The sequence below is a fragment of the Nonomuraea sp. NPDC001831 genome (assembly GCF_042892035.1).
Lineage (GTDB): Bacteria > Actinomycetota > Actinomycetes > Streptosporangiales > Streptosporangiaceae > Nonomuraea.
Genome location: NZ_JBIATU010000002.1, coordinates 845,858 through 867,292, shown reverse-complemented (window position 1 = coordinate 867,292; position 21,435 = coordinate 845,858). Strand labels below are relative to the sequence as shown.

Here is a 21,435-nt window from a genome sequence, read left to right as displayed (position 1 = left end):
GCCGGGCGAGCTTAGGCGATCACTGTGGCTGGGCGAGCCTAGGCGATCACTGCGGCCAGCGGTGCCAGCTCGGGCTGCTCGGCCGCCTCCGCCAGCACCTCCTTCAGCACGGTGTCGTGCGTCGGGCCCGCGGTGGTCAGCAGGTCGCGGCCGCCGGGGGTGACCTCGGAGTAGATGCCGCGCCGGTCGTCCTCGCACAGATAGCGCTTGAGCAGGCCGCGCTTCTCCAGCCGGGTGACCAGCCGGGTCGTGGCGCTCTGGCTGAGCACGACGGCGCGGGCGAGCTGCTGCATGCGCATGTGCCAGCCGTCCTGGCGGGCCAGGACGTCGAGCACCGTGTACTCGCTCACGCTCAGGCCGTGCGCCTTCTGCAGCGCCTTCTCGAGCCTGTCCTCGATCTTCGCGTGCAGGGCGGCGAGGGTGCGCCACCCCTGGGCACGCGCCTCCACGGCGTCGTCGGCCAGAGGCATGTGAACCCCTCCTCGTTTACCAGGCGCCTGCAAATGATGCCTACGCCGTCTAACGTCGCACGACCCCCATTCTATGCCGCCAACCCCGCGCGGCTCAGTCGATGAGCTCGTCCGAGTTCTCGGTGGTGACGGCCCAGTCGATCCAGGGCGCGAGGAGTTCGGGGTCGGGGCACTGCAGGATCCGCTCGGCCGCCTCCTCGGGCAGGGGGATCCCCCTGGCCATCAGAATCCGAACGATCGCCTCGGCCATGCCCTTGGCTCTGCTGGACCTGTGCAAGGCCCTGATCTGGGCCCTGCCCAAGGCTTGGTCGAAGGTCAGGCCTTGGGCCCTCCCTTCGGCGAACCATGCGACGCGGCTCGGGAGATCCTCATGTCCCAGGGTCGGCGACATGCGAACACATTACCGAACGCTGTCGTCCCATTACTGTAGGTTGAGGGTTTGTCCGCTTTCGTGGGCGAGGAGCCATTCCTTGACCGGGACGCCGTAGTAGTAGCCGCCGTAGCCGCCCGTGCTGGGCAGGACGCGGTGGCAGGGGACGAAGGGGGCGATGAGGTTCTGGGCGCAGGCGGAGCCGGCGGCGCGGGCGGCGGTACGGGGAAGTCCGGCGGCCTGGGCCAGCTCGGCGTACGAGACCGTCGTCCCCGCGCGGACCTCGCGCAGCGCTTCGTGCAGGCGCTTGCGGGTGGGGGAGCCGGGCTGCGAGACCGGGACGGCGTCCAGGGCGTCGAGGTCGCCGTCGAAGTAGGCCCGGACGGCTTCGGCGGGGGTGCCGAGGTCGTCCACCACGTCCAGACCCTCCGCCTGAAGGGCCGGGGTGAGGCGGACGAACATCTCCGCCGGGTCGGCCGTGAAGCCGCCGGCCACGAGAACCCCCTCGCGGGTGAGCAGCGAGAGCGAGCCGATCGGCGTCGGCAGGACCTGAGCGGTGATCATGAGGAGCTCCAGAGGTGCAGGGCGGCGTAGGCCCGCCAGGGCCGCCACCGTTCGATGTGGTCGTCGGGGATGCCCAGGGCGGCCATGCGCTTTCTCAGCACGAGGTCGCCCGTGGGCCAGGCGTCGGGGTCGCGCAGGGCGCGCAGCGCGATGTAGCTGGCGGTCCAGGGGCCGATGCCGGGCACCTTCAGCAGCTCGGACCCGGCCTCGGCCGGGTCCTGGCCGCCGTCGAGGTCGATGTCGCCGTCGGCGACCCGGCCCGCCAGGTCGGCGAGGGTGGCGATCCTGCGGTTGGTCAGGCCGAGGCCCGTCAGGTCCGCCTCCCGAAGCTCGGCCGCGGTGGGGAAGAGCGGGCCGCCGGTCCTGGCGACGATGCGGCCGAGCAGCGTACGGGCTCCGGCCACCGAGATCTGCTGGCCGACCACCGCGCGTACGGCCAGCTCGAAGCCGTCGAACGTGCCCGGCACCCGCAGTCCGGGCCGCGCCTGGACGAGCGGGGCCAGCGAGGTCTGGCCGAGCGCCTCGGCGATGGCGTCGGGGTCGGCGTCCAGGTCGAGCAGGCGGCGGCAGCGGGCGACGATGCGGGCCAGCTGCCGGGTGTCGGCCAGGGCCACGTCGAGCGCGATGTGGTCCGGCCGGGGGGTGAGCGTGATCGTCCCGCCCGGCACGGCCCTGGAGTACGACTCGGGGCCCGCGACCTCGAGGCCGGGGATGGCGCGTGAGGTCAGGAACCCGAACACGCCCGCCACGTCGTACGGCTCGCGGCGGTGCAGCCGCAGCCTCAGCGTGACCGGCCCGGCGGCCTCGGGCTCGGGCGGCGCCGCCGGACGTCCGGCGGTGGCGCGCAGCTCGCTCGGCGTGAAGCCGTACGTCTCCCGCATGGTGGCGTTGAACTGCCGCACGCTGCCGAACCCGGCCGCGAACGCCACCTCGGTGACCGGCAGCCCGGTCTCCGTCAGCAGCTGCTTGGCCAGCAGGAGCCGCTTGGTGCGGGCCACGGCCAGCGGCCCGACGCCCAGCTCGGCCACGAACAGCCGGTGCAGGTGGCGTTCGGTGATGTGCAGCCGCCGGGCCAGCCCGGCCACGCCGCGCTCGTCGGCGGCTCCGTCGTCGATCAGCCGCAGGGCCCGGCCGACGAGGTCGCCGCGCAGGTCCCAGCCGGGATCGCCGGGCGACAGCTCGGGACGGCAGCGTTTGCACGGCCGGAACCCGGCCGCCTCGGCCGAGGCCGCGTGCCGGTAGAAGCGCACGTTCCTGGAGGAGGGGGTACGCGCCGGGCAGATCGGCCGGCAGTAGATGCGCGTCGTCGTCACCGCGGTGTAGAAGCGCCCGTCGAACCGGGAGTCCCTGGCGGAGACCGCCCGGTAACAGGAGTCGAAGTCGAGCTCTAGGGGTGACATGCCCCCGAGACTATGCGCGGGCCGCGGGTGCCGACCGGCGGAAATCGGACCTCACCATGAAAACGCAGGTCAGCAGGTCAGTACGGCCGACCAGCGGTATTCGGACCTGATCGGCGAAGGGCTGAGAAGTGGATCGGCAACCAGCTCACGGCCATGATCACCGCGCCCGCCCAGAGCGGCGCGCGCACCCCCCACACCTCGCCGAGCAGCCCGGCCAGCAGCCCGCCGAGGCCGACCGCGCCCATCAGCAGCAGCCGCATGGTGGCCGTCATCCGGCCGAGCAGGTGGTCCGGCGTGACGCGCTGCCGCAGGCTCACCAGCAGCACGTTGTTCACCCCGGTACGGAACGTCAGCACGAACCACGCCGCCGCCGCGGCCCACAACCACGGCCCGGCGTCGAGGAACGGGATCACCAGCGCGGCCGGGGCGGTGGCCAGGCTGACCACCCACACCGCGCGGCCCGTGCCGAAGCGCCGGCCGAGCAGATGGGCCGACGACGACCCGGCGAGCACGCCGAGCCCGCCCACCGCCAGGTACGCCCCGAACACCCACTCCGGATAGCCCAGCCGCCCGACGATGAGCACCGGCAGCAGGACCGAGCAGAGCGGGAACGCCAGGTTCGCCATCGTGCCCTGGACCAGGGCCGCGACCAGCACCCGGTTGCCGAGGATGAACCGCACGCCCGCCGCGATCCGGGCCCGCAGGGACTCCGCGGCCTCCGGCGAGCCGTCCCCGGCAAGCGCCGGTTCGGGCACGCCGCGCAGCCAGACCGCCGACCACAGGTAGCTCAGCGCGTCCAGCAGCACGGCCAGCGGCGCGCCCACGACCTGGGCCAGCACTCCGGCGAGGCTGCGCCCGGCGACGTCCATGCCCGCGGCCGTGCCCACGAGCAGCGAGTTGGCCGACGTCAGCCGCTCGCGCCCGACCAGCCCCGGCACGATGCTCATGGACGCCACGTCGAACAGCAGCGACCCCGCCCCCACGAGCACCGTGACGACGTAGAGCTGCGCCATGGACAACGTCCCGGCCCACCAGGCAACCGGCACCGACAACAACGCCACGGCGCGGGCGGCGTCCATCGCGATCATCAGGCGGCGCCGCCGGACGCGGTCCACCCAGGCCCCGGCAGGCAGCCCGATCACCAGGGCCGTGAGCGTGGCGAGCGCCGAGAGCAGCCCGACCTCGCCCGCGCCCGCCCCGAGGGCGGTCACGGCGAGCAGGGGAAGGGCGACGTAGGTGATCTGGCTGCCCAGCTGGCTGACCGCGCCGGCGACGAACAGGTTGCGGAACGCACGAAGCCGCAGAAGCGGAGCTTCCACCAAGGTTGCTGACATGTCGGCAGGATGCTGAAATGTCGGGCAAGGCCGCTATCGATTAAGTGACAAGCAAATTCAATGACCCTCGATCTGACGTTCACCGCCCACGACCTCGCCAACATCCGCTTCGCCGTCTCCCCGCTCGGCGAGGTCGTGGCCAGCGCGCGCGTGGTGAAGAACCCGGCCGCGCACCCGCTCCTGCGCCCCTGGGCCGACCAGGTGCGCCGCCGCCTCCAGGACGTGGACTGGCGGCTGCTGTCGGACCTGGTCCCGGTGCCCACCGTCTCGATCGCTGGCTTCACCTGCACGCCGCCCTCGACGTCCATGCCGGACCTGGAGCTGGAACTCGCCACGATGCGGGGCGCGGCCGCCCGGGTCCGCACGGACCTGGACCACATCGGCGGTCCCCGGACGAAACGGGTGCAGGCCCTCTACGACGACCCGGAACAGGGCCTCGAACGCCTGGCCGGAGAGGTGGCCGGCTACTGGGAGGCGGCGATGGCGCCGTACTGGCCGCGGATCAGGTCGCTGCTGGAGGGCGAGATCCTGCACCGCGCCAGGCTGCTGGCCGAGGGCGGCGCCCAGCGCATGCTGGCCGACCTCGACGACTCCGTCACCTGGGACGACGGCACGCTGCGGCTGCAACACCGGTACGTGTCCGGCCGCCGGTCACTGAGAGGGCTCGGGCTGCTGCTGGTGCCGTGCGTGTTCGCCTGGCCGCGGGTCCTGTCGGTCACGACGCCGCCGTACCAGCCGACCGTGCGTTACGCGCCGCGCGGCATCGCGACGCTCTGGGAGCGCCGCGAGGTGGACCCGCCCGAGGCGCTGGCCGCCGTGCTCGGCAGGACACGCGCCCGGCTGCTGGCCGAGCTGGACCAGCCCGCCTCGACGCGCGACCTCGCCCAGCGCGCCGGGCTCTCCGAGCCCGGCGTCAACCAGCACCTGACGGCGCTGCGCAAGGCCGGCCTGTGCACCGCGCACCGCACCGGCCGGTACGTGCTCTACGCCCGCACGGCGGTCGCCGAGACGCTGCTCTACTTGGAGGAGACCCCCACCCCCAGGTCGAACTCCCGGTAGACGCGCGCCCAGAACCCGTCACGCAGCCAGACCCGGGCCTCCGGGTAGGGCCGCAGCGAGTGCCCGAGCTCCTTCTCCGCCTCGATCAGCAGCTCGGTGTCGATCACCGTCGGCAGGATCGGGCCGGGCAGCAGGTCGCGGATGTTGTCGCGGCCGCGGGTGAGTATCCACTTCTGGGCGACGTGCTCGCCGACGTCCTCCACGCGCGGACGGCTGGGCCCCAGCTTGGCGACCTGGCCTGGCTTGGCGTGCGGCTTGACCGGCGCGCGCCCGGCGAACACCTGGGCGGGCGAGGGAGCCGCGGCGGGCGGGGTGACCGCGACCGGCTGCGGAGCGCGACTGAAAAAGGGCCTCAGGAAATCGGCGGAGATCACTTCCACCGTGTCGGACTCCCACACCAGGCGCTCGGCCTGGTTGGTGCCGTAGGGCGGCTCGACGCCCCACAGGTGGATGCGCACGCCGTACGCCTGCGCCGCCTCGACCGCCGGAACCATGTCCTCATCGCCCGCCAGCAGGATCGTGTCGGTCACCGCGTGATGCCGGGCCAGCGCCTCCAGGTCGCTCCTGATCTGCGCGTCGACGCCCTTCTGCTGGCCGCGGGCGTTGAGGTTGCCGAGGCGCACCTTGACCCACGGGAGCTGGGCGATGACACGCTGGTCGACGGTGGGCACACGGTCGCGGGCGGCGTCATACCAATAGATCCGCAGAAGTTCGCCGGAAATACGTTCCTCTGCATGTTTCTGTAGACTCTGGATGAGCTCATCGGCGGCCACCCGATATTCCTTGCGTTCCTTCGCGCCGAGCAGCACCTCACCTGCCGCAGCGTAGAGATAACCGACATCCACTAGGACGGCGTACTTGGCTGCCACAGGATGCGGCATGAGGTCTGGGATGGCCATGTCGTCCTCCAGGCCGCGGTGTTAGTTGATCGGCTGACTATATACGCCTACTTTCTCTAGATAGTCCCAACTCCCGGGGAACTTGACACCCGATTCCCGGGATCTATCTAGGGTAGTGCGCTCATCCGCCAAGCCGCCTTCCCCGGCAGGCCAGGGTTACGCATGCCTCTGGCGGGGTTTCGCCATGTTTGTCTACGAGGTCTCTCGGGTTCGGTGTACGAGCTCCGCCGCGTGGCGAGCACGGCCACCACGGCCGCGATCTCCTCGGGCGTGGCGTCGCCGCGGACTATCCGCAGGTGGTCGCTCATAGAGGAATGTTCCCATGCTTCTTCGGCGGCAGCGAGGCTCTCTTGTTACGCAGCGCGCGAAGTGCCCGGACAACTTGGGGCCGGGTTTCGGACGGCCGAATCACCGAGTCCACATAGCCGCGTTCGGCCGCGATGTACGGATTGGCCAAAGTGTCCTCGTACTCGGTGACGAGCCGGGCGCGCTCGGCGTCGGGCTCGTCGGAGGCCGCCAGTTCGCGCCGGTAGAGGATGTTGACCGCGCCCTGCGCGCCCATGACCGCGATCTGGGCGGTGGGCCAGGCGAGGTTGACGTCCGCGCCGAGGTGCTTGGAGCCCATGACGTCGTACGCGCCGCCGTACGCCTTGCGGGTGATGACCGTGACCAGCGGGACCGTGGCCTCGGCGTAGGCGTACAGGAGCTTGGCGCCGCGGCGGATGATTCCGTTCCATTCCTGGTCGGTGCCGGGGAGGAATCCCGGTACATCAACAAAAGTCAGGATCGGAATATTAAAGGCATCACAAGTTCGAATAAATCTGGCGGCCTTCTCGGAGGCGTCGATATCCAGACATCCGGCGAAATGCATGGGTTGGTTGGCGACGACCCCGACCGGCTGGCCGTCCACGCGGCCGTAGCCGACCACGATGTTCGGCGCGAAGAGCGCGTGGACCTCCAGGAACTCCCCGTCGTCGAGCACGTGCTCGATCACCTGGCGCATGTCGTACGGCTGGTTGGGGGAGTCGGGGATCACCAGGTCGAGCTCGGGGTCGGGCTCCAGGTCGGCGGCGGGGGCGAAGGCCGGGGCCTCGTCCAGGTTGTTGGAGGGCAGGTAGGACAGCAGCGCCTTGACGTAGTCGAGGGCGTCCTCCTCGTCGGCGGCCTGGTAGTGGGCCACGCCCGACTTGGTGTTGTGCGCGCGGGCCCCGCCCAGTTCCTCGAACGTGACCTCCTCGCCGGTCACCGTCTTGATCACGTCGGGGCCCGTGATGAACATGTGGGACGTCTGATCCACCATCACCACGAAGTCGGTCAGGGCGGGCGAGTAGACGTGGCCGCCGGCCGCGGCGCCCATGATGAGCGAGATCTGCGGGATCACGCCGGAGGCGTGCACGTTCCGCTTGAAGATCTCCGCGTAGAGGCCGAGCGCGACCACGCCCTCCTGGATGCGCGCGCCGCCGCCCTCGTTGATGCCGATGATCGGGCAGCCCGTCTTGAGCGCCAGGTCGATCACCTTGACGATCTTCTCGCCGTACACCTCGCCGAGGGAGCCGCCGAAGACCGTGACGTCCTGGGAGAACACACAGACCTGGCGGCCGTCGATCGTGCCGTGGCCGGTGATGACGCCGTCGCCGTACGGACGCCGCTTCTCCAGCCCGAACATCGTGGACCGGTGGCGGGCGAACTCGTCGAACTCCACGAACGAGCCCTCGTCGAGCAGCGCGAGCACCCGCTCGCGCGCGGTCATCTTGCCCTTGGCGTGCTGTTTGTCCACCGCCGACGCCGAGCCGGCGTGCACGGCCTCGTCGAGCCTTCGCTCCAGGTCGGCGATCTTGCCTGCGGTGGTGTGGATGTCCGGCATGTCCGGCATGGGATCGGCGGCTGCGCTCATGCGCGCTAGGCTAACCCGTCCTCCTAGAGTGGATCCATGACGGATGCGGTTCGCTCCCACGGCCTGTACAAGCGCTACGGCGCGCAGGTCGCGGTGGCCGGGGTCGACCTCGTGGTCCCGGCGGGCAGTTTCGCGGGCCTGGTCGGTCCCAACGGGGCCGGCAAGACGACCACGCTGAGCATGATCACGGGCCTGCTGCGGCCCGACGGCGGTCAGGCCGCGATCGACGGGTTCGACGTCTGGCGCGACCCGGTCGCCGTCAAGGCGCGCATCGGCGTGCTGCCCGAGGGGCTGCGGCTGTTCGAGCGGCTGTCGGGCCGCGAGCTGCTGCTCTACAACGGCCGGCTGCGCGGCATCCCCAAGGCCGACGTCGAGCAGCGCGCGGGCGAGCTGCTCGACGTGATGGACCTGACCGGGGCCGCCGACAAGCTCGTCGTCGACTACTCCACCGGCATGCGCAAGAAGATCGGGCTGGCCGCAGCGCTGCTGCACAACCCGTCCGTGCTCTTCCTCGACGAGCCGTTCGAGGGGGTCGACCCGGTCAGCTCCAACACCCTGACCGAGGTGCTGCGGCGCTTCACCGCCTCCGGCTCGACGGTCATCTTCTCCAGCCACGTCATGGACCTCGTCGAGCGGCTGTGCGACTGGGTGTCGGTGATGAGCGGCGGCCACATCGTCGCCCAGGGGCCGCTGGAGCAGGTGCGCGGCGGCTCCAGCCTCAACGAGGCGTTCATGCGGCTGGTCGGCGGCGGCTCCCGCGCCCACGGCGAGGCCGGGCTGAGCTGGCTCGGCGCCCGCCCCGGCCACCAGCCCCCGCCCGCACCCCCGACCACAACCCCGACCACACTCCCGGCTGCACCCGCTGCCACGCACCCGACCGCACCCCCGCCCGCACCCCCGCCCGCGCCCCCGGCCGCATCCGCTGCCACGCCGCCGTCCGTGCCTCCGGCCGCTGCCGCGCCTCAGGACACGCCGTGAGCGCCGCCGTCACGGGGTCGCCCATGGCGACGGCCGCGCTGTTCGCGCGGCTCAAGCTGCGGCTGCTGGTCGGCAACCTGCGCGGCGACGTGCAGCGCAAGCTCGGCTTCGTCTTCACCCTGCTCGCCGCGGCCGGCCTGGCCGTGCTGGGGTTCCTGCTGATGAGCCTGCTCAGGCTCGCGCCCTCCGACGTCGCCGCCGAGCTGGTGATCGTCGCGTACGCGTTCTTCCTGGTGAGCTGGATGATCGTGCCGCTGCTGGCGTTCGGGCTGGACGACACGCTCGACCCGGCGCGGCTGTCGCTGTTCCCGCTGCGTACGCGCGAGCTGGCCGTCGGGCTGTTCACCGCGTCCGCGACGGGCGCGTGGCCGCTGGCGATGCTCGTCGTCACGGCCGGCGCGCTGGTCGGGCTGCCCACGGGCCTCGGGGGCGTGCTGCTCGGCGTGCCCGCGGTGCTGCTGCAGTTCGCGCTCTGCGTGGTCACCTCGCGGCTGATCACCACCTCGCTGTCCGGGGCGCTGCGCAGCCGGCGCGGGCGTGACGTGCTGGCCGTGGCCGCCCTGTTCGTGGTGCTCCTGGCCCAGCTGCCCAACCTGCTGATGAACCGCGGCCTCGGCGACCCCGCCGCGATCCTCCACCGGCTGGCCGGCGTCCTGCGCTGGACGCCGCCGGGCATGGCCGCGCACGCCATGGCCGACGGCGGCCTGGTCGGCGTGGCGGAGCTGGCCGCCGTCGCGGTGCTGGTCGTGGTCGTCGCCTGGCTGTGGATCAAGGCGCTCGGCCGGGCCCTGGTCTCGCCGGACGCCTCCACGCAGGCGGCCTCCGTCCGCCGGGAGCGCGGCCTGGCCGACCGGCTCCTGCCCGACGGGCCGCTGGCGGCCGTGGTGACCAAGGAGCTGAAGTACATCAGGCGGGAGCCGAGGTTCCGCGTGGGCTGGTTCTCCTCGGTGGTGGTGACCGTCGTCCTGGCGTTCTCGCTGAACAACAGCACCGAGGGGCAGGCGGGGCCGGTGCTGCCGGTGCTGATCACCGGCATGGGCGCGCTGATGATCTCGTTGCAGTCGGGCAACGCGTTCGGCATCGACGGGCGTTCCCTGTGGATGAACGCCGTGGCCTTCGGCTCGGAGGAGGACCTGCGCCGCGACCTGGCGGGCCGCCACCTGGCCAACTGCCTGGTCGCCGCGCCGCTGCTGCTGCTCGTGGCGGTCGCGGCGGCGTTCTTCACCGGCAGCCAGGAGGCCGTCGTGCCGGCGTTCCTGACCGGGCTGGGCGCGCTCGGCGTCGGGCTCGGGGTCGGCTCGGTGACCAGCGTGACGATCCCGTACACGCTGCCGGAGCGGATGAACGCCTTCAGCGGCGCCGCGCCCGGCCAGGGCGGTCAGGCGTTCGCGTCGTCGATCGGGGCGATGCTCGGGATCGCGCTGATGTCGCTGCCGATCGTGCTGCCGCTGGCGTTCGGGCTGATGTGGGTGTCGGTGCTCGCGCCCTTCTACGGCCTGCTGATCGAAGTGCTCGGCAGACGCCTCGCCGGCAAGATCGGCTTCCCCCGCCTCCCGGAGCTCCTGGCGGCCGTCTCGAAGCCCAGCTAGGGAGTGGTCTAGTCCAATGGGCGAGACCGCCATGCGGTCGCCGAAAGCGAGTCGATACCCTTCGAAGCATGATTGACCAGGGGCTCGAGCGTCGTAGTGCCGCCGTGACCGAGATGCCTGACGAGCTGCGCCACGACGTGCGCATGCTCGGCAAGCTGCTCGGCCAGGTGATCGCCGAACAAGGTGGCGAAGACCTGCTGGCCGACGTCGAACGGTTGCGCAAAGCCGTCATCGCGGCGCGCAGAGGCGAGATTTCCGCCGACGAGATCACCGAAATGGTCGCCGGATGGGAGATCGAGCGGGCGGTCGCGGTCGCCCGCGCGTTCACCTGCTACTTCCACCTGGCGAACCTGGCCGAGGAGCACTACCGGATCCGCACGCTGCGCGAGCGTGACGCCGAGGGGAGGGTGCAGCGGGAGTCGCTGGCGCAGGCCGTCCACGAGCTCGGCGAGGAGCGCGTGCGGGAGCTGCTGCAGGGGCTGGAGCTGCACCCGGTGCTGACCGCGCACCCCACCGAGGCGCGCAGGCGCGCGGTCGTCACCGCCATCCAGCGCATCAGCGGCCAGCTGACCGAGTACAACGCGCCCGGGCGCGGCGCGTCCGAGCGCGCCGAGAGCAGGCGCCGCCTGCTGGAGGAGATCGACCTGCTGTGGCGGACGGCCCAGCTGCGCTCCACCAAGCTCGACCCGCTCGACGAGGTGCGCACCGCCATGGCCGCCTTCGACGAGACGCTGTTCCGCATGGTGCCCCAGGTCTACCGCTCGCTCGACGCGGCGCTCGACGCGGGCACCGGCACCCGTCCGCCGCTGGCCAGGCCCTTCATCCGCTACGGAAGCTGGATCGGCGGCGACCGCGACGGCAACCCCAACGTCACCGCCAAGGTCACCCGCGACACGATCCAGATCCAGTCCGAGCACGTGCTGACCGCCCTGGAGACGGCCTGCACGCGCATCGCCCGCACGCTGACCGCCTCCGCCCAGTTCTCGCCCTGCTCGGCCGAGCTGAAGGGCGCGCTGGCCGCGGCCGTCGACGCGCATCCCGAGCTGGTCTCCGAGCTGGCCACCCGCTCGCCGCGCGAGCCGCACCGCCAGTGGCTGCTGTACGTGGCCGCCCGCATCGCCGCCACCCGCCGCCGCGACCTCGACCTCGCCTACCGCGCGCCCGCCGAGCTGCTGGCCGACCTGCGCCTGGTGCAGGAGTCGCTGGCGGGCAGCGCGCCGCGGCAGGCGTACGGGGAGCTGCAGCACCTCGTCTGGCAGGTCGAGACGTTCGGCTTCCACCTGGCCGAGCTGGAGGTGCGCCAGCACTCGCAGGTGCACGCGGCGGCCCTGGAGGAGATCAGGGCCGGCGGCGAGCTGTCGGAGCGCACCGAGGAGGTGCTGGCCACGATCCGGGTGATCGCCTGGATCCAGGAGCGGTTCGGCGTCACGGCCTGCTCCCGCTACGTGGTCTCCTTCACCCGCTCGGCCGACGACATCGCGGCCGTCTACGAGCTGGCCGGGCACGCCCTGGGCGACCGGGCGCCGGTGCTCGACGTGGTGCCGCTGTTCGAGTCCGGCCAGGACCTGGCGAACTCGCCGCGCGTGCTGAGCGGCATGCTGGAGATCCCGCAGATCCAGGACCGCCTGGCCGCGACCGGCCGGCGCATGGAGATCATGCTCGGCTACTCCGACTCGGCCAAGGAGCTGGGCCCGGCGGCCGCCACCCTCCGCCTCTACGAGGCCCAGGAGGAGCTGACCGTGTGGGCCCACGAGCACGACGTCAAGCTGCGCATGTTCCACGGCCGCGGCGGCGCGCTCGGCCGCGGCGGCGGCCCGGCCAACCGGGCGGTGCTGGCGCAGGCGCCGGGCTCGGTCGCGGGTCGCTTCAAGGTCACCGAGCAGGGCGAGGTCATCTTCGCTCGTTACGGGCACATCGCCATCGCCCGCCGTCATCTGGAGCAGGTCACCAACGCCGTGCTGCTGGCCTCCTCGCCCACGGTCGGCGCCCGTACGGCGGCCGCCGCCGAGCGGTTCCGCGGCCTGGCCCAGCAGGTGGCCACGGCCTCGGAGGAGGCCTACCGGGCGCTCACCGAGGCCCCCGGGTTCCCCGAGTGGTTCGCGCTGGTCAGCCCGCTGGAGGAGATCGGCTCGCTGCGGCTCGGCTCCCGTCCGGCCCGCCGCGGCCTGGGCGCGCCGCGCTCGCTGGACGACCTGCGGGCCATCCCGTGGGTGTTCGCCTGGGCCCAGACCCGCGTCAACCTGCCCGGCTGGTACGGCCTGGGCACCGGCCTGGCCGCCGTCGGCTCCCTCGACGAGCTGCGCGCGGCCTACGCCGAATGGCCGCTGTTCAACGCGATGCTGGACAACGCCGAGATGTCGCTGGCCAAGACCGACCGGTCGATCGCCAAGCGCTACCTGGCGCTCGGCGGCCGCGACGACTTCGCCCGCCAGGTGCTGGAGGAGTACGACCGCACCCGCGAGCTGGTGCTGCGGGTGACCGGCCACACGCGGCTGCTGGAGAACCGCAAGGTGCTCTCGCGGGCCGTGCAGCTGCGCGACCCGTACGTCGACGCGCTGTCGCACCTGCAGCTGCGGGCGCTGCGCGCGATGCGCACCGAGGACCTGTCGGAGCAGGAGCGCGAGCGGCTGTCCACGCTGCTGCTGCTGTCGGTCAACGGCGTGGCCGCCGGCCTGCAGAACACGGGCTGAGCACGCGCGGACGGCCCGGCGGGGGGGCCGGGCCGTCCGAAGCGCGCGGAATCAGCGCAGGCTGTCGAAGAAGGCCGTGATGTCGGAGGTGAGCGCCTCCGTGGCGGTGTGAGCGGTGTAGTGGCCGCGGGCGGGGGCGGGCAGGGTCTTCCACGAGACGATGCCGTGGTGGTCGCGCTCGGCGAAGCGGCGGATCGACTTGAAGTCGCCCTCGCCCATGGCCAGCGCGGTCGGGGTGGTCGTCGGCTCCTGCGGCTGCTCCATGCGGGCGTTCTCCCAGTAGAGCCGCAGGGCCGAGCCGGCGGTGCCGGTGAACCAGTGGATCGAGGCGTTGGTCAGCACGAAGTCGTCGTCCAGGTCCTCGTCGAAGAGCTGGGCGAGCCAGCCGACGAGCCCGGCGGGGGAGTCGGCGAGGGCGTGCGCGAGCGTCTGCGGCTGCTGCGACTGCAGGACGTTGAACGCGCCCTTCTCCTTCCAGAACCAGTCGAGCACGGCCAGCCCGGCCTGGTCCTCCTCGCTCAGGCCGGCGAACTCGGCCGGGTCGCCGGAGGGGAAGGAGAACAGCTGGGTGACGTGCACGCCGACGACGTGCTCGGCGTCGATCCGGCCCAGCTCGGGGGAGATCATCGAGCCGCCGTCGTTGCCGACGGCGCCGTAGCGCTCGTAGCCCAGACGGGCCATCAGCTCGGCCCAGGCCCCGGCGATGCGCCGGTTGTTCCAGCCGAGCTCCTTGGTCGGGCCGGAGAAGCCGAAGCCGGGCAGCGACGGGACGACCACGTGGAAGTGGCGCGACAGCGGCTCGATCGCGTCGAGGTACTCGGCGACGGTGCCGGGCCAGCCGTGGGTGAGGATCAGCGGCAGGGCGTCGGGGTTGTCAGAGCGTACGTGGATGAAGTGGATGTTCTGCCCGTCGATCTCCGTCGTGAACTGCGGGTAGGCGTTGAGCCTGGCCTCCTGGGCGCGCCAGTCGAAGCCGGACTGCCAGTGGGCCACCAGGCGCTTGACCCGGTCGACGCCCACGCCCTGGTCGGCGCCCGGGATCTCGTCGGCGAAGCGGGTCAGTGCGAGCCGGGCCCGCAGGTCGTCGAGGTCGGCCTGGGAGATCTCGATGCGGAACGGGCGGATGCTCATGAGGGGTCCTCTCGACCGAAGAAGCGGAACGGCTTGTTCTGTTCCAACTATAGCAGAACGGAACGCTTCATTCCACAATCTGCACAAGGCGCCTCCAAGTGACTTCCAAGGATCACTGAGCAGCATGGGGGCTTTGATCAGCGCAGAAAGGGACCCCCTCATGAAAAGGACAGCCTTGCTGCTGGGCGCGGTGATGCTCGGCAGCCTGCTGGCCGCTCCTCCGGCCCAGGCCGCCGCCGCCCCGGCGACCTCGGTGACCCGGGTCAGGGCCGTTCCCGCCGGTCAGGCAGGCGAGTGCCCCACGACCGTGGCCTTCTCCGCCACGGTGGCCGCCAAGGGCAAGGGCACCGTGCGGTACCGCTGGGTACGCGGTGACCGCAGCAAGAGCGCCATCAGGAGCTTCCGCGTCAACGGCGCGCGCAAGGTCGTCGTGAGGGACCGCCAGACCTTCGACCGCGACACCACCGGCTGGCAGGCCGTCGAGGTGCTCGGCCGGCGCGGTTTGTCGGCCAAGGCCCGCTTCCGCGTCGCCTGCGCCGGAGCCCCGCAGCGGTACGACGTGGTCAACCCGCTGCCCGCTCGGCCGGACGGGCCGCTGGAGACGGCCGCGAGCGTGCAGGCGAGCCCGCCCCGCCAGGACGGCCGCTGCCCGACGACCGTGACGTTCACTGCGACCATCCAGGTCTCGCGCACCCCCGCCAAGGTCGGCTACCAGTGGATCGACAGCGCCACGGGCGAGGGCGCGGTGGAGTCGCTGTACTTCGCCGCCGGCGGCCCGCGCAGCAGGCAGGTCACGCTGCCGCTGTCCGTGGGCACCTCCACCGCGGGCTGGAAGTCGGTACGGATCCTCAACGCCGGCGGCCACGACTCCGCGCGGGCGTCGTACGCGGTGACCTGCCGCGTCACGCCGGGCCCGAAGCCCACCCCGACGCCCACCATCACGCCCACCCCGACGCCGACGACCTCCTCGACGCCCAAGCCGACCACGACCGCCGAGCCCCCGGCGCAGCAGCCGCAGGCGGCGATCAGCGCCCTGACGCCCGGCGACTACGCGGGCTACTGCGACGAGCCCATCGCCTACCAGGCCACCGGCCGCATCACCCTCCCGGCGGGCCCGGCCGCCAGCGTCGGCTACTGGTGGACCCTCGACGGCGCCGAGTGGCAACACCAGACCGTCAGCTTCCCGGCCGGCACCCAGCCCAGGTCGCAGGACGTCACCGCCGCCTGGAGCCTCGACCAGTCGAAGACCGGCTCCCACAAGCTGGCCCTGACCACCCAGCCCGCCGCGGCGCAGGCCGCCGAGCGCACGTTCGCCCTGTCCTGCACGACCGACCCCGACCCCGCCAAGCTGGCCATCCCCTACCTGCTGACGCCCGTCTACCAGGGCGACTGCACCGGCTCGATCGGCATGCGGGCCGACGCCCGGATCACCACCGACCGCGAGGCCGAGGTGCGCTACCGCGTCGTCGTGGACGGCAAGCCCGGCCCGGTCAGGACGCAGGAGGCCAAGCCCGGCAGGGCCCAGATGATCGGCGACCTGTTCTACGTCTCCCCGAAGGCCAGCGGAAGCGGTGTGATCCGCATCGAGGTGCTGAACCACAACAAGCTGGTCAGGGAGCGGCCGTACACGGTGACCTGCGTGCCGGTGGACCCGTCGCCGGGCACGGTGCGGATCAGCGAGTTCCGTCCGGTCCACTACTTCGGCGACTGCGCCGAGGCCCCGTACGTGACCGCCCACGGCGCCTTCCGCGCCGCGCCGGACACCGAGATCACCTGGCGCTGGGTCATCGACGGCAGGCCCACGGAGCCGGCCACGTACAAGACCAACTCCGGCGGTCTGCTCCAGGTGCAGGCGGCCAACTGGAGCCGGGACACGAAGACCTCCGGCGTGGTCCGGCTGGAGGTGCTGAACCACAACAAGCCATCCATCGAAGGCACCTATCCGGTGACCTGCGAATAGGCCTCACAAGGCACATCCAACCGGGACACAAGCCGCCTTGATCATCCTGGGGTTCCGTCTTCGCGAGGAGGAACCCCAGGATGAGATGGACAACCCTACTGCTGGGCGCCGCGCTGCTCGGCGCCCTGCCGGCCGTCACCGTGCCCGCCGCCGCTGTCACCGCCGCCGCGGCGGACGTGCCACAGGTGGTCATCGACGGGCTCACCCCCGGCAGCTACTCGGGCACGTGCGCCGCGCCCGTCACCTACAACGTCGCCGGGCACGTGGAGCTCCCGCCCGGACCGGCCGCCACCGTGACCTACTCGTGGCAGGTCGACGACAAGGAGGTGCGCGGCGGCACGCTCTCCTTCCCCGACAGCGCCCAGCCCAGGTCGCAGGCCGCCTCGGCCTCCTGGAACTTCGGCACCGCCGACGTCGGCGCCCACCGCGTCCGGCTCCTCGCCCAGGGCGGCACGGCCGAGCAGGGCTTCACCTTCGCCTGCGGCCCGGCCGCGCCCCCGGCGTACGTCACCATCAGCGGGATGCTGACACCGTCCCATGTCGGCGAGTGCGCCTCCCCCGTCGGGCTCCGGGCGGAGGCCGTGGTGGTCGCGGACCGCGACACCGAGATCCAGTACCGGATCGTCGTGGACGGCGTCCCCGGCTGGGTCCGGTCGCAGCGGCTCTGGGGAGGGGCCAAGGCCCAGATCGGCGACCTGTTCTACAGCTCGGCGCGATCGAGCGGCACCGGCCGGGTGCGCGTCGAGATCCTCAACCACAACAAGCCCGTCAAGGAGGAGACCTACCTCTGGTCGTGCCGGGCGGTCCCGTCGCCGGTGCCGTACGTGCGGATCAGCGAGTTCACCCCGATGGCCTACTACGGCGACTGCGCCGAGGCGCCCTGGCTGACCGCGCACGCCGCCTTCCGCGCCCCGGCGGGCGCCCGGATCGACTACCGCTGGCTGATGGCGGGCACGCAGCTCGACACGAAGTCGCTCACCGTGCCCGAGAGCGGGATCCTGCGCGTGCAGGCCCCCGTGTGGCGGCAGGAGTCGAAGCAGTCGGGGAACCTCACGCTCGAAGTGCTGAACAACAACCAGCCGACGCTGACCTCGACCCAGCGCGTGGTCTGCCGCTGACTAGGACGTGACGACCCGCTCCTGCCCGGCGTAGACGTTGCAGCGCTCGCCGCGCAGGAACCCCACCAGCGTCAACCCGAACTCCCTGGCCAGATCGACGGCCAGGGACGAGGGCGCCGACACCGCGCAGACCGCCGGGACGCCGGCCGCCAGCGCCTTCTGCATGATCTCGTAGCTGGCCCTGCCGCTGACCATGAGCACGTGCTCGGCCAGCGGCAGCCGGCCCGCCAGCGCCGCCCAGCCGACCAGCTTGTCCACGGCGTTGTGCCGGCCGACGTCCTCGCGCAAGGCCAGCAGCGTGCCCGTCGCCGAGAACAGGCCCGCCGCGTGCAGCCCGCCGGTCTTGCCGAACACGCCCTGGGCCTCGCGCAGCGCGCCCGGCAGGCCGTAGAGGACCTCGGGGGTGAGTTCGAGCGAGCCCCTGGGGATCGGCTTGCACCGGCCGTGCAGCGCGTCGAGGCCGGCCGAGCCGCACACGCCGCACGCGCTGGAGGTGAGGAAGTGCCGGTCGAGCGCCGGCAGGTCGGGCACCGGGCCGTGCAGGCGGACGGTGACGGTGTTGTAGCGGGCCTCGGGCGGCAGGTCGTCGTCCGTGCAGTACGCGATGGCCGCGATGTCGTCCGGCCCGGCCAGGCCCTCGCCGCTCAGGAACCCGGCCGCCAGCTCGAAGTCGTGCCCCGGCGTGCGCATGGTGATGGCGACCGTCTTGCGGGCGCCGTCGCCGCCGGTGAGGCGGATCTCCAGCGGCTCCTCCGTGGCCAGGTCGTCGCGCCGGTCGCGGGCTCCGGAGCCGGCCAGCTCCCTGATGCGGACGCGGGTGGTGGGCCCGGGACGCGCCTTCACAGCGGCCGCACGGTGACGAGCGCGTTGTAGTCGGGGATGCGCGCCTGTGGCGAGCGCCGGGCCTCGTCGAGCAGGACGTTCCCCTCCGGCCAGTGGATCTGCAGGTTGCCCGGCATGAGCGGGGCGCGCAGCACCTTGCCCTGGTAGGAGCGCTCGCCCGCGCGCAGCTCGACCGGCGCGCCGTCGGCCAGCCCGAGCCGGTCGGCGTCGTACGGGCTCATCAGCACGGCCTCGCGGGCGGCGCCGTTGAAGCCGTCGAGCCGCTCGTGGACCATGCTGTTGAACTGCTTGCCGCGCCTGGTCGCGACCTTGAACGTGCCATCGGGGCGCTCAAGTGCGGGCGGCTCGACCACCGAGAAGACGGCCAGCCCGTCGGGCGTCTGGAAGCGGCCGTCGGCGAAGAGGTGGCGGCCGCCGTACTGGACGTTGTCCCCGAACTTCCGCAACCCGGAGATGCCCTGGTAGAACGGCACGACCTGCTCGATCTCCGCACGGATCTGCGGAGTGCCGGTGAACCGCACATGGTCGGCTATCTCCGGACGGGTACGGGCAGCCAGCTCGGAGAAGATCTTCCACTCCGGCCAGGCCTCGCCCACGCGCGGCCCCTCGACCTCGGGCGAGAAGATGATCCGCCGCTCGGTGGAGGTCTCGGTCACGCCGCCGACCATCTCGTAACGCGTCTGGGCGGGCAGCAGCAGCACGTCGCCCTCGCCCGGCACGAGCATCTGCGAGGACAGCACGATGTCGATGTGCACCCGCAGCCCCAGCCTGGACAGCGCCTCGCGGCAGTAGGCCGGGTCGGGCAGCACCTCCAGGAAGTTGCCGCCGGAGGAGACGAGCGCGTCGAGCTCGCCCCGATGGGCCGCGTCGATCATGTCGGTCGCGGTCAGCCCGGCCGTGTCGGGCACCTGGAAGCCCCACAGGTCGGTGAACTTGGCGGCGTTGGCGGACGTGATCGGCAGGCCGCCGGGGAAGCCGGTCGCGTACGCGCCCATCTCGGCCCCGCCCTGCACCCCGCTGTGCCCCCGGATCGGCATCAGCCCGCACTTGTCGCGCCCGAGGAAGCCGCGCGCGAGCGCCAGGTTGACGATCGCCCGGACGTTGTCCTCGCCGTAGGCGTGCTGGGTGATGCCCATCGACCAGACCAGCACCGCCGAGCGCGCCCGGCCGAGCAGCTCGGCCAGCCGGAACATCTGCTCCTTGGTCGCCCCCGAGAGCGCTTCGAGCTCGGCCCACGACTGGGCCTCGACGGCCTTGCGCGCCTCCTCGAACCCGGACGTGCGCCCGCTCACGAACGCCTTGTCCACCCAGTCGTTCTCGATGAGGTGCTTGAGCACGCCGTTGAGGAAGCCGATGTCGCCGCCGACGTTCACGCCGAAGAACTCGTCGGTGATCTTCGTGCCGAACAGCGCGGACTCGGCGTTGGAGGGCACCCAGTACTTGTCCATGCCCGGCTCGCGGTAGGCGTTGACCATGGCGATCCGGGTGCCGGCCTTCTTGGCGTGGTAGAGGTACTTCATCGCGACCGGCTGGTTGTTCGACGGGTTCGAGCCGATGAAGACGATCAGGTCCGAGCCGATCCAGTCGGCGTAGGAGCAGGTGGTGGCCGCCGCGCCGATGGTCTGCTTGAGCGCGACCGTCGAGGGCGAGTGACAGATGCGGGCGGCGTTGTCGACGTTGTTCGTGCCGAGCGCCCGCACCGCCTTCTGCGCCGCGTAGTAGTTCTCGTTGGGCACCCCGCGGCTGGTCAGGTACGTGCCGAAGCGCGCGCCGCGCAGCCGTTCGGCCGCCACCCGCAGCGCCTCGTCCCACGTGATGCGGGTGAAGCCGGGCTCGCCGGCCCGCCGCACCATCGGGTACGGCAGCCGCCCCAGCTCCCGCAGCTCCGCGCTCTTGCGCCCGGCCAGCCCGGATACGTCGCGCAGCAGCGACACGTCGAGCGCGGGCATGGTGTTCAGCGGCAGCAGGCGCAACCTGATGTTGCACAGGTGGATCTCGTCCATCGTCCAGTCGCGCATGCCGTGCGTGCCGAGCGCGCAGCCGTCGCAGGTGCCCTGGTTGAGTATGCGCCAGGCGTAACGCCTGTTCCCCTTGACCGACCTGAACGCCTTCCACAGCTCCAGGTAGTTGTTCGGCTTGCGCAACCCGAGGCCGAAGGGCCGCCACGAAGCCCAGTTGCGAGGGTCAGGACGTCTGCTCATCCCCCCATCTTTACCCCTCATGCGGACTTCGAGACCAGCCGGTGCGGTGCGACGACCTCGGCGCGGGTTCGGCCAAGATAGGGGGATGGCCTCCTCGCGCTTCTCCGACCTCGACCGTCCGCCGCTCTCGGAGGCCGCGCTCAACCGCGCGCTCGTGCGTCCGGGCGCCCTGTGGACCGGCGTCACCGTCGTCGAGACCACCGGCTCGACCAACGCCGACCTGGCCCTGGCCGCCCAGGCCGGGGCCGAGCAGGGCCGGGTGCTGGTGGCCGAGTCGCAGGTCGCCGGCCGGGGCCGGCTCGACCGCGCCTGGTCGGCGCCGCCGCGGTCGGGGCTGACGTTCTCCGTCCTGCTCAGGCCCACGACGCCGGTGCCGACCCAGGGGTGGCTGCCGCTGCTGTACGGCGTGGCCGCCGCCTCGGCCGTGCGCCGGCTGGCCGAGGTCGACGTGCGCCTGAAGTGGCCCAACGACCTGCTGGTGGGCGAGCGCAAGCTGGCCGGGGTGCTGGCCGAGCGGGTCGACGACGCCGTCGTCATCGGCATGGGGCTCAACGTCTCCCTGCGCGCGGAGGAGGCCCCGGTCGAGACGGCCACCTCCCTGGCCATGGAGAAGGCGGCCTGCCTCGACCGCGACCCGCTGCTGCGGGCCGTGCTGCGCGAGGTCGAGAGCCACTACCGCGAGTGGGAGGCGGCCGGCGGCGACGCCGAGGTCGCCGGGCTGCGCGCCGCCTACCTCGCCGCCAGCGCCACGGTCGGCCGCGACGTCCGGGTGGAGCTGCCGGGCGAGCAGGTGCTGACCGGGCGGGCCACCGGCATCGACGGCTCCGGCCACCTCCAGGTGGAGTCCGGCGGCGAGCGCTACACGCTGGGCGCCGGAGACGTCGTGCACGTGCGGGCCGCCCGATGAGCCGCCCGATGAGCCGGGGCGTAGCCGC

The 21,435-nt window shown here is 72.1% G+C and carries 18 protein-coding genes; 7 read left to right on the top strand and 11 right to left on the bottom strand.

Going from position 1 to position 21,435, the window contains the following annotated elements; translation table 11 throughout:
• Positions 1-38: 38 nt before the first annotated feature.
• The 5 genes from ACFYYW_RS09525 to ACFYYW_RS09505 all read right to left on the bottom strand — a co-directional run bounded on the left by ACFYYW_RS09525 (position 39) and on the right by ACFYYW_RS09505 (position 4,138).
• Positions 39-470: a MarR family winged helix-turn-helix transcriptional regulator gene (locus ACFYYW_RS09525; RefSeq protein ID WP_387646855.1), complete on the bottom strand. Its 432-nt coding sequence runs from the start codon at positions 468-470 to the stop codon at positions 39-41.
• Positions 471-564: 94 nt separating this feature from the next.
• Complete coding sequence (locus ACFYYW_RS09520; protein WP_387646853.1) at positions 565-693, bottom strand: hypothetical protein; 129 nt, start codon at positions 691-693, stop codon at positions 565-567.
• A 198-nt stretch (positions 694-891) separates the two neighbouring features.
• Positions 892-1,404, bottom strand: a complete 513-nt coding sequence (locus tag ACFYYW_RS09515) for a methylated-DNA--[protein]-cysteine S-methyltransferase (RefSeq protein ID WP_387646850.1) — start codon at positions 1,402-1,404, stop codon at positions 892-894.
• The gene (locus tag ACFYYW_RS09510) at positions 1,401-2,804 is read right to left on the bottom strand and encodes a DNA-3-methyladenine glycosylase 2 family protein (RefSeq protein ID WP_364389261.1); all 1,404 of its coding nucleotides are present in this window, start codon (positions 2,802-2,804) and stop codon (positions 1,401-1,403) included. Before ACFYYW_RS09510 ends, ACFYYW_RS09515 begins: the two co-directional genes overlap by 4 nt.
• A 77-nt stretch (positions 2,805-2,881) precedes the next feature.
• Positions 2,882-4,138: an MFS transporter gene (locus ACFYYW_RS09505; RefSeq protein WP_387646847.1), complete on the bottom strand. Its 1,257-nt coding sequence runs from the start codon at positions 4,136-4,138 to the stop codon at positions 2,882-2,884.
• A gap of 60 nt (positions 4,139-4,198) precedes the next feature.
• Here ACFYYW_RS09505 and ACFYYW_RS09500 point away from each other — a divergent pair, with 60 nt between their 5' ends.
• The gene (locus tag ACFYYW_RS09500) at positions 4,199-5,197 is read left to right on the top strand and encodes a DUF5937 family protein (RefSeq protein ID WP_352321649.1); all 999 of its coding nucleotides are present in this window, start codon (positions 4,199-4,201) and stop codon (positions 5,195-5,197) included.
• Here the strand turns inward: ACFYYW_RS09500 and ACFYYW_RS09495 are convergent.
• The 3 genes from ACFYYW_RS09495 to ACFYYW_RS09485 form a co-directional block, all read right to left on the bottom strand.
• Positions 5,155-6,096: an NYN domain-containing protein gene (locus ACFYYW_RS09495; RefSeq protein ID WP_352321648.1), complete on the bottom strand. Its 942-nt coding sequence runs from the start codon at positions 6,094-6,096 to the stop codon at positions 5,155-5,157. The genes ACFYYW_RS09500 and ACFYYW_RS09495 overlap by 43 nt on opposite strands.
• A 107-nt stretch (positions 6,097-6,203) precedes the next feature.
• Positions 6,204-6,404, bottom strand: a complete 201-nt coding sequence (locus tag ACFYYW_RS09490; RefSeq protein WP_352321646.1) for an acyl-CoA carboxylase subunit epsilon — start codon at positions 6,402-6,404, stop codon at positions 6,204-6,206.
• On the bottom strand, positions 6,401-7,990 hold the full coding sequence (locus ACFYYW_RS09485) for an acyl-CoA carboxylase subunit beta (RefSeq protein WP_387646842.1): 1,590 nt from the start codon (positions 7,988-7,990) through the stop codon (positions 6,401-6,403). Before ACFYYW_RS09485 ends, ACFYYW_RS09490 begins: the two co-directional genes overlap by 4 nt.
• A 36-nt stretch (positions 7,991-8,026) precedes the next feature.
• Between ACFYYW_RS09485 and ACFYYW_RS09480 the strand changes: the two genes are divergently transcribed.
• The 3 genes from ACFYYW_RS09480 (at position 8,027) to ACFYYW_RS09470 (ending at position 13,247) form a co-directional block, all read left to right on the top strand.
• Positions 8,027-8,968: an ABC transporter ATP-binding protein gene (locus tag ACFYYW_RS09480; protein ID WP_387646840.1), complete on the top strand. Its 942-nt coding sequence runs from the start codon at positions 8,027-8,029 to the stop codon at positions 8,966-8,968.
• Positions 8,965-10,557, top strand: coding sequence for a hypothetical protein (locus ACFYYW_RS09475; RefSeq protein WP_387646838.1), 1,593 nt, complete (start codon positions 8,965-8,967; stop codon positions 10,555-10,557). Before ACFYYW_RS09480 ends, ACFYYW_RS09475 begins: the two co-directional genes overlap by 4 nt.
• Before the next feature lie 113 nt (positions 10,558-10,670).
• Positions 10,671-13,247, top strand: coding sequence for a phosphoenolpyruvate carboxylase (locus ACFYYW_RS09470; protein ID WP_352321665.1), 2,577 nt, complete (start codon positions 10,671-10,673; stop codon positions 13,245-13,247).
• A 51-nt stretch (positions 13,248-13,298) separates the two neighbouring features.
• Here ACFYYW_RS09470 and ACFYYW_RS09465 read toward each other — a convergent pair whose 3' ends face one another.
• Positions 13,299-14,378: an epoxide hydrolase family protein gene (locus tag ACFYYW_RS09465; RefSeq protein WP_352321638.1), complete on the bottom strand. Its 1,080-nt coding sequence runs from the start codon at positions 14,376-14,378 to the stop codon at positions 13,299-13,301.
• Positions 14,379-14,538: 160 nt separating this feature from the next.
• On the opposite strand from ACFYYW_RS09465, the gene ACFYYW_RS09460 reads away from it, so the two are divergent.
• On the top strand, positions 14,539-16,338 hold the full coding sequence (locus ACFYYW_RS09460) for a hypothetical protein (RefSeq protein WP_387646835.1): 1,800 nt from the start codon (positions 14,539-14,541) through the stop codon (positions 16,336-16,338).
• 80 nt (positions 16,339-16,418) lie between these two features.
• A complete protein-coding gene (locus ACFYYW_RS09455) occupies positions 16,419-17,456 on the top strand; it encodes a hypothetical protein (protein ID WP_387646832.1) in 1,038 nt (345 codons plus the stop codon).
• Here the strand turns inward: ACFYYW_RS09455 and fdhD are convergent, their stop codons facing one another.
• Together fdhD and ACFYYW_RS09445 are read right to left on the bottom strand one after the other, a co-directional pair.
• Positions 17,457-18,299: a formate dehydrogenase accessory sulfurtransferase FdhD gene (gene fdhD, locus ACFYYW_RS09450; RefSeq protein WP_387646829.1), complete on the bottom strand. Its 843-nt coding sequence runs from the start codon at positions 18,297-18,299 to the stop codon at positions 17,457-17,459. It lies immediately after the preceding gene.
• Complete coding sequence (locus ACFYYW_RS09445) at positions 18,296-20,500, bottom strand: FdhF/YdeP family oxidoreductase (RefSeq protein WP_387646827.1); 2,205 nt, start codon at positions 20,498-20,500, stop codon at positions 18,296-18,298. The genes fdhD and ACFYYW_RS09445 overlap by 4 nt, the downstream gene beginning before the upstream one ends.
• Before the next feature lie 85 nt (positions 20,501-20,585).
• Here ACFYYW_RS09445 and ACFYYW_RS09440 point away from each other — a divergent pair, with 85 nt between their 5' ends.
• On the top strand, positions 20,586-21,407 hold the full coding sequence (locus ACFYYW_RS09440; protein WP_352321632.1) for a biotin--[acetyl-CoA-carboxylase] ligase: 822 nt from the start codon (positions 20,586-20,588) through the stop codon (positions 21,405-21,407).
• The last annotated feature ends 28 nt before the right edge of the window (positions 21,408-21,435 follow it).

What these genes read in the sequence shown, in the direction of transcription:
- ACFYYW_RS09500 (WP_352321649.1), top strand. Translation starts at nt 4,199, where the DNA reads ATGACCCTCGATCTGACGTTCACCGCCCACGACCTCGCCAACATCCGC.
- ACFYYW_RS09455 (WP_387646832.1), top strand. Translation starts at nt 16,419, where the DNA reads ATGAGATGGACAACCCTACTGCTGGGCGCCGCGCTGCTCGGCGCCCTG.
- ACFYYW_RS09505 (WP_387646847.1), bottom strand. Translation starts at nt 4,138, where the DNA reads ATGTCAGCAACCTTGGTGGAAGCTCCGCTTCTGCGGCTTCGTGCGTTC.
- ACFYYW_RS09525 (WP_387646855.1), bottom strand. Translation starts at nt 470, where the DNA reads ATGCCTCTGGCCGACGACGCCGTGGAGGCGCGTGCCCAGGGGTGGCGC.
- ACFYYW_RS09510 (WP_364389261.1), bottom strand. Translation starts at nt 2,804, where the DNA reads ATGTCACCCCTAGAGCTCGACTTCGACTCCTGTTACCGGGCGGTCTCC.
- ACFYYW_RS09460 (WP_387646835.1), top strand. Translation starts at nt 14,539, where the DNA reads ATGAAAAGGACAGCCTTGCTGCTGGGCGCGGTGATGCTCGGCAGCCTG.
- ACFYYW_RS09480 (WP_387646840.1), top strand. Translation starts at nt 8,027, where the DNA reads ATGACGGATGCGGTTCGCTCCCACGGCCTGTACAAGCGCTACGGCGCG.
- ACFYYW_RS09490 (WP_352321646.1), bottom strand. Translation starts at nt 6,404, where the DNA reads ATGAGCGACCACCTGCGGATAGTCCGCGGCGACGCCACGCCCGAGGAG.
- ACFYYW_RS09515 (WP_387646850.1), bottom strand. Translation starts at nt 1,404, where the DNA reads ATGATCACCGCTCAGGTCCTGCCGACGCCGATCGGCTCGCTCTCGCTG.
- ACFYYW_RS09520 (WP_387646853.1), bottom strand. Translation starts at nt 693, where the DNA reads ATGGCCAGGGGGATCCCCCTGCCCGAGGAGGCGGCCGAGCGGATCCTG.
- ACFYYW_RS09470 (WP_352321665.1), top strand. Translation starts at nt 10,671, where the DNA reads ATGCCTGACGAGCTGCGCCACGACGTGCGCATGCTCGGCAAGCTGCTC.
- ACFYYW_RS09465 (WP_352321638.1), bottom strand. Translation starts at nt 14,378, where the DNA reads ATGAGCATCCGCCCGTTCCGCATCGAGATCTCCCAGGCCGACCTCGAC.
- ACFYYW_RS09440 (WP_352321632.1), top strand. Translation starts at nt 20,586, where the DNA reads ATGGCCTCCTCGCGCTTCTCCGACCTCGACCGTCCGCCGCTCTCGGAG.
- ACFYYW_RS09485 (WP_387646842.1), bottom strand. Translation starts at nt 7,990, where the DNA reads ATGAGCGCAGCCGCCGATCCCATGCCGGACATGCCGGACATCCACACC.
- ACFYYW_RS09495 (WP_352321648.1), bottom strand. Translation starts at nt 6,096, where the DNA reads ATGGCCATCCCAGACCTCATGCCGCATCCTGTGGCAGCCAAGTACGCC.
- ACFYYW_RS09445 (WP_387646827.1), bottom strand. Translation starts at nt 20,500, where the DNA reads ATGAGCAGACGTCCTGACCCTCGCAACTGGGCTTCGTGGCGGCCCTTC.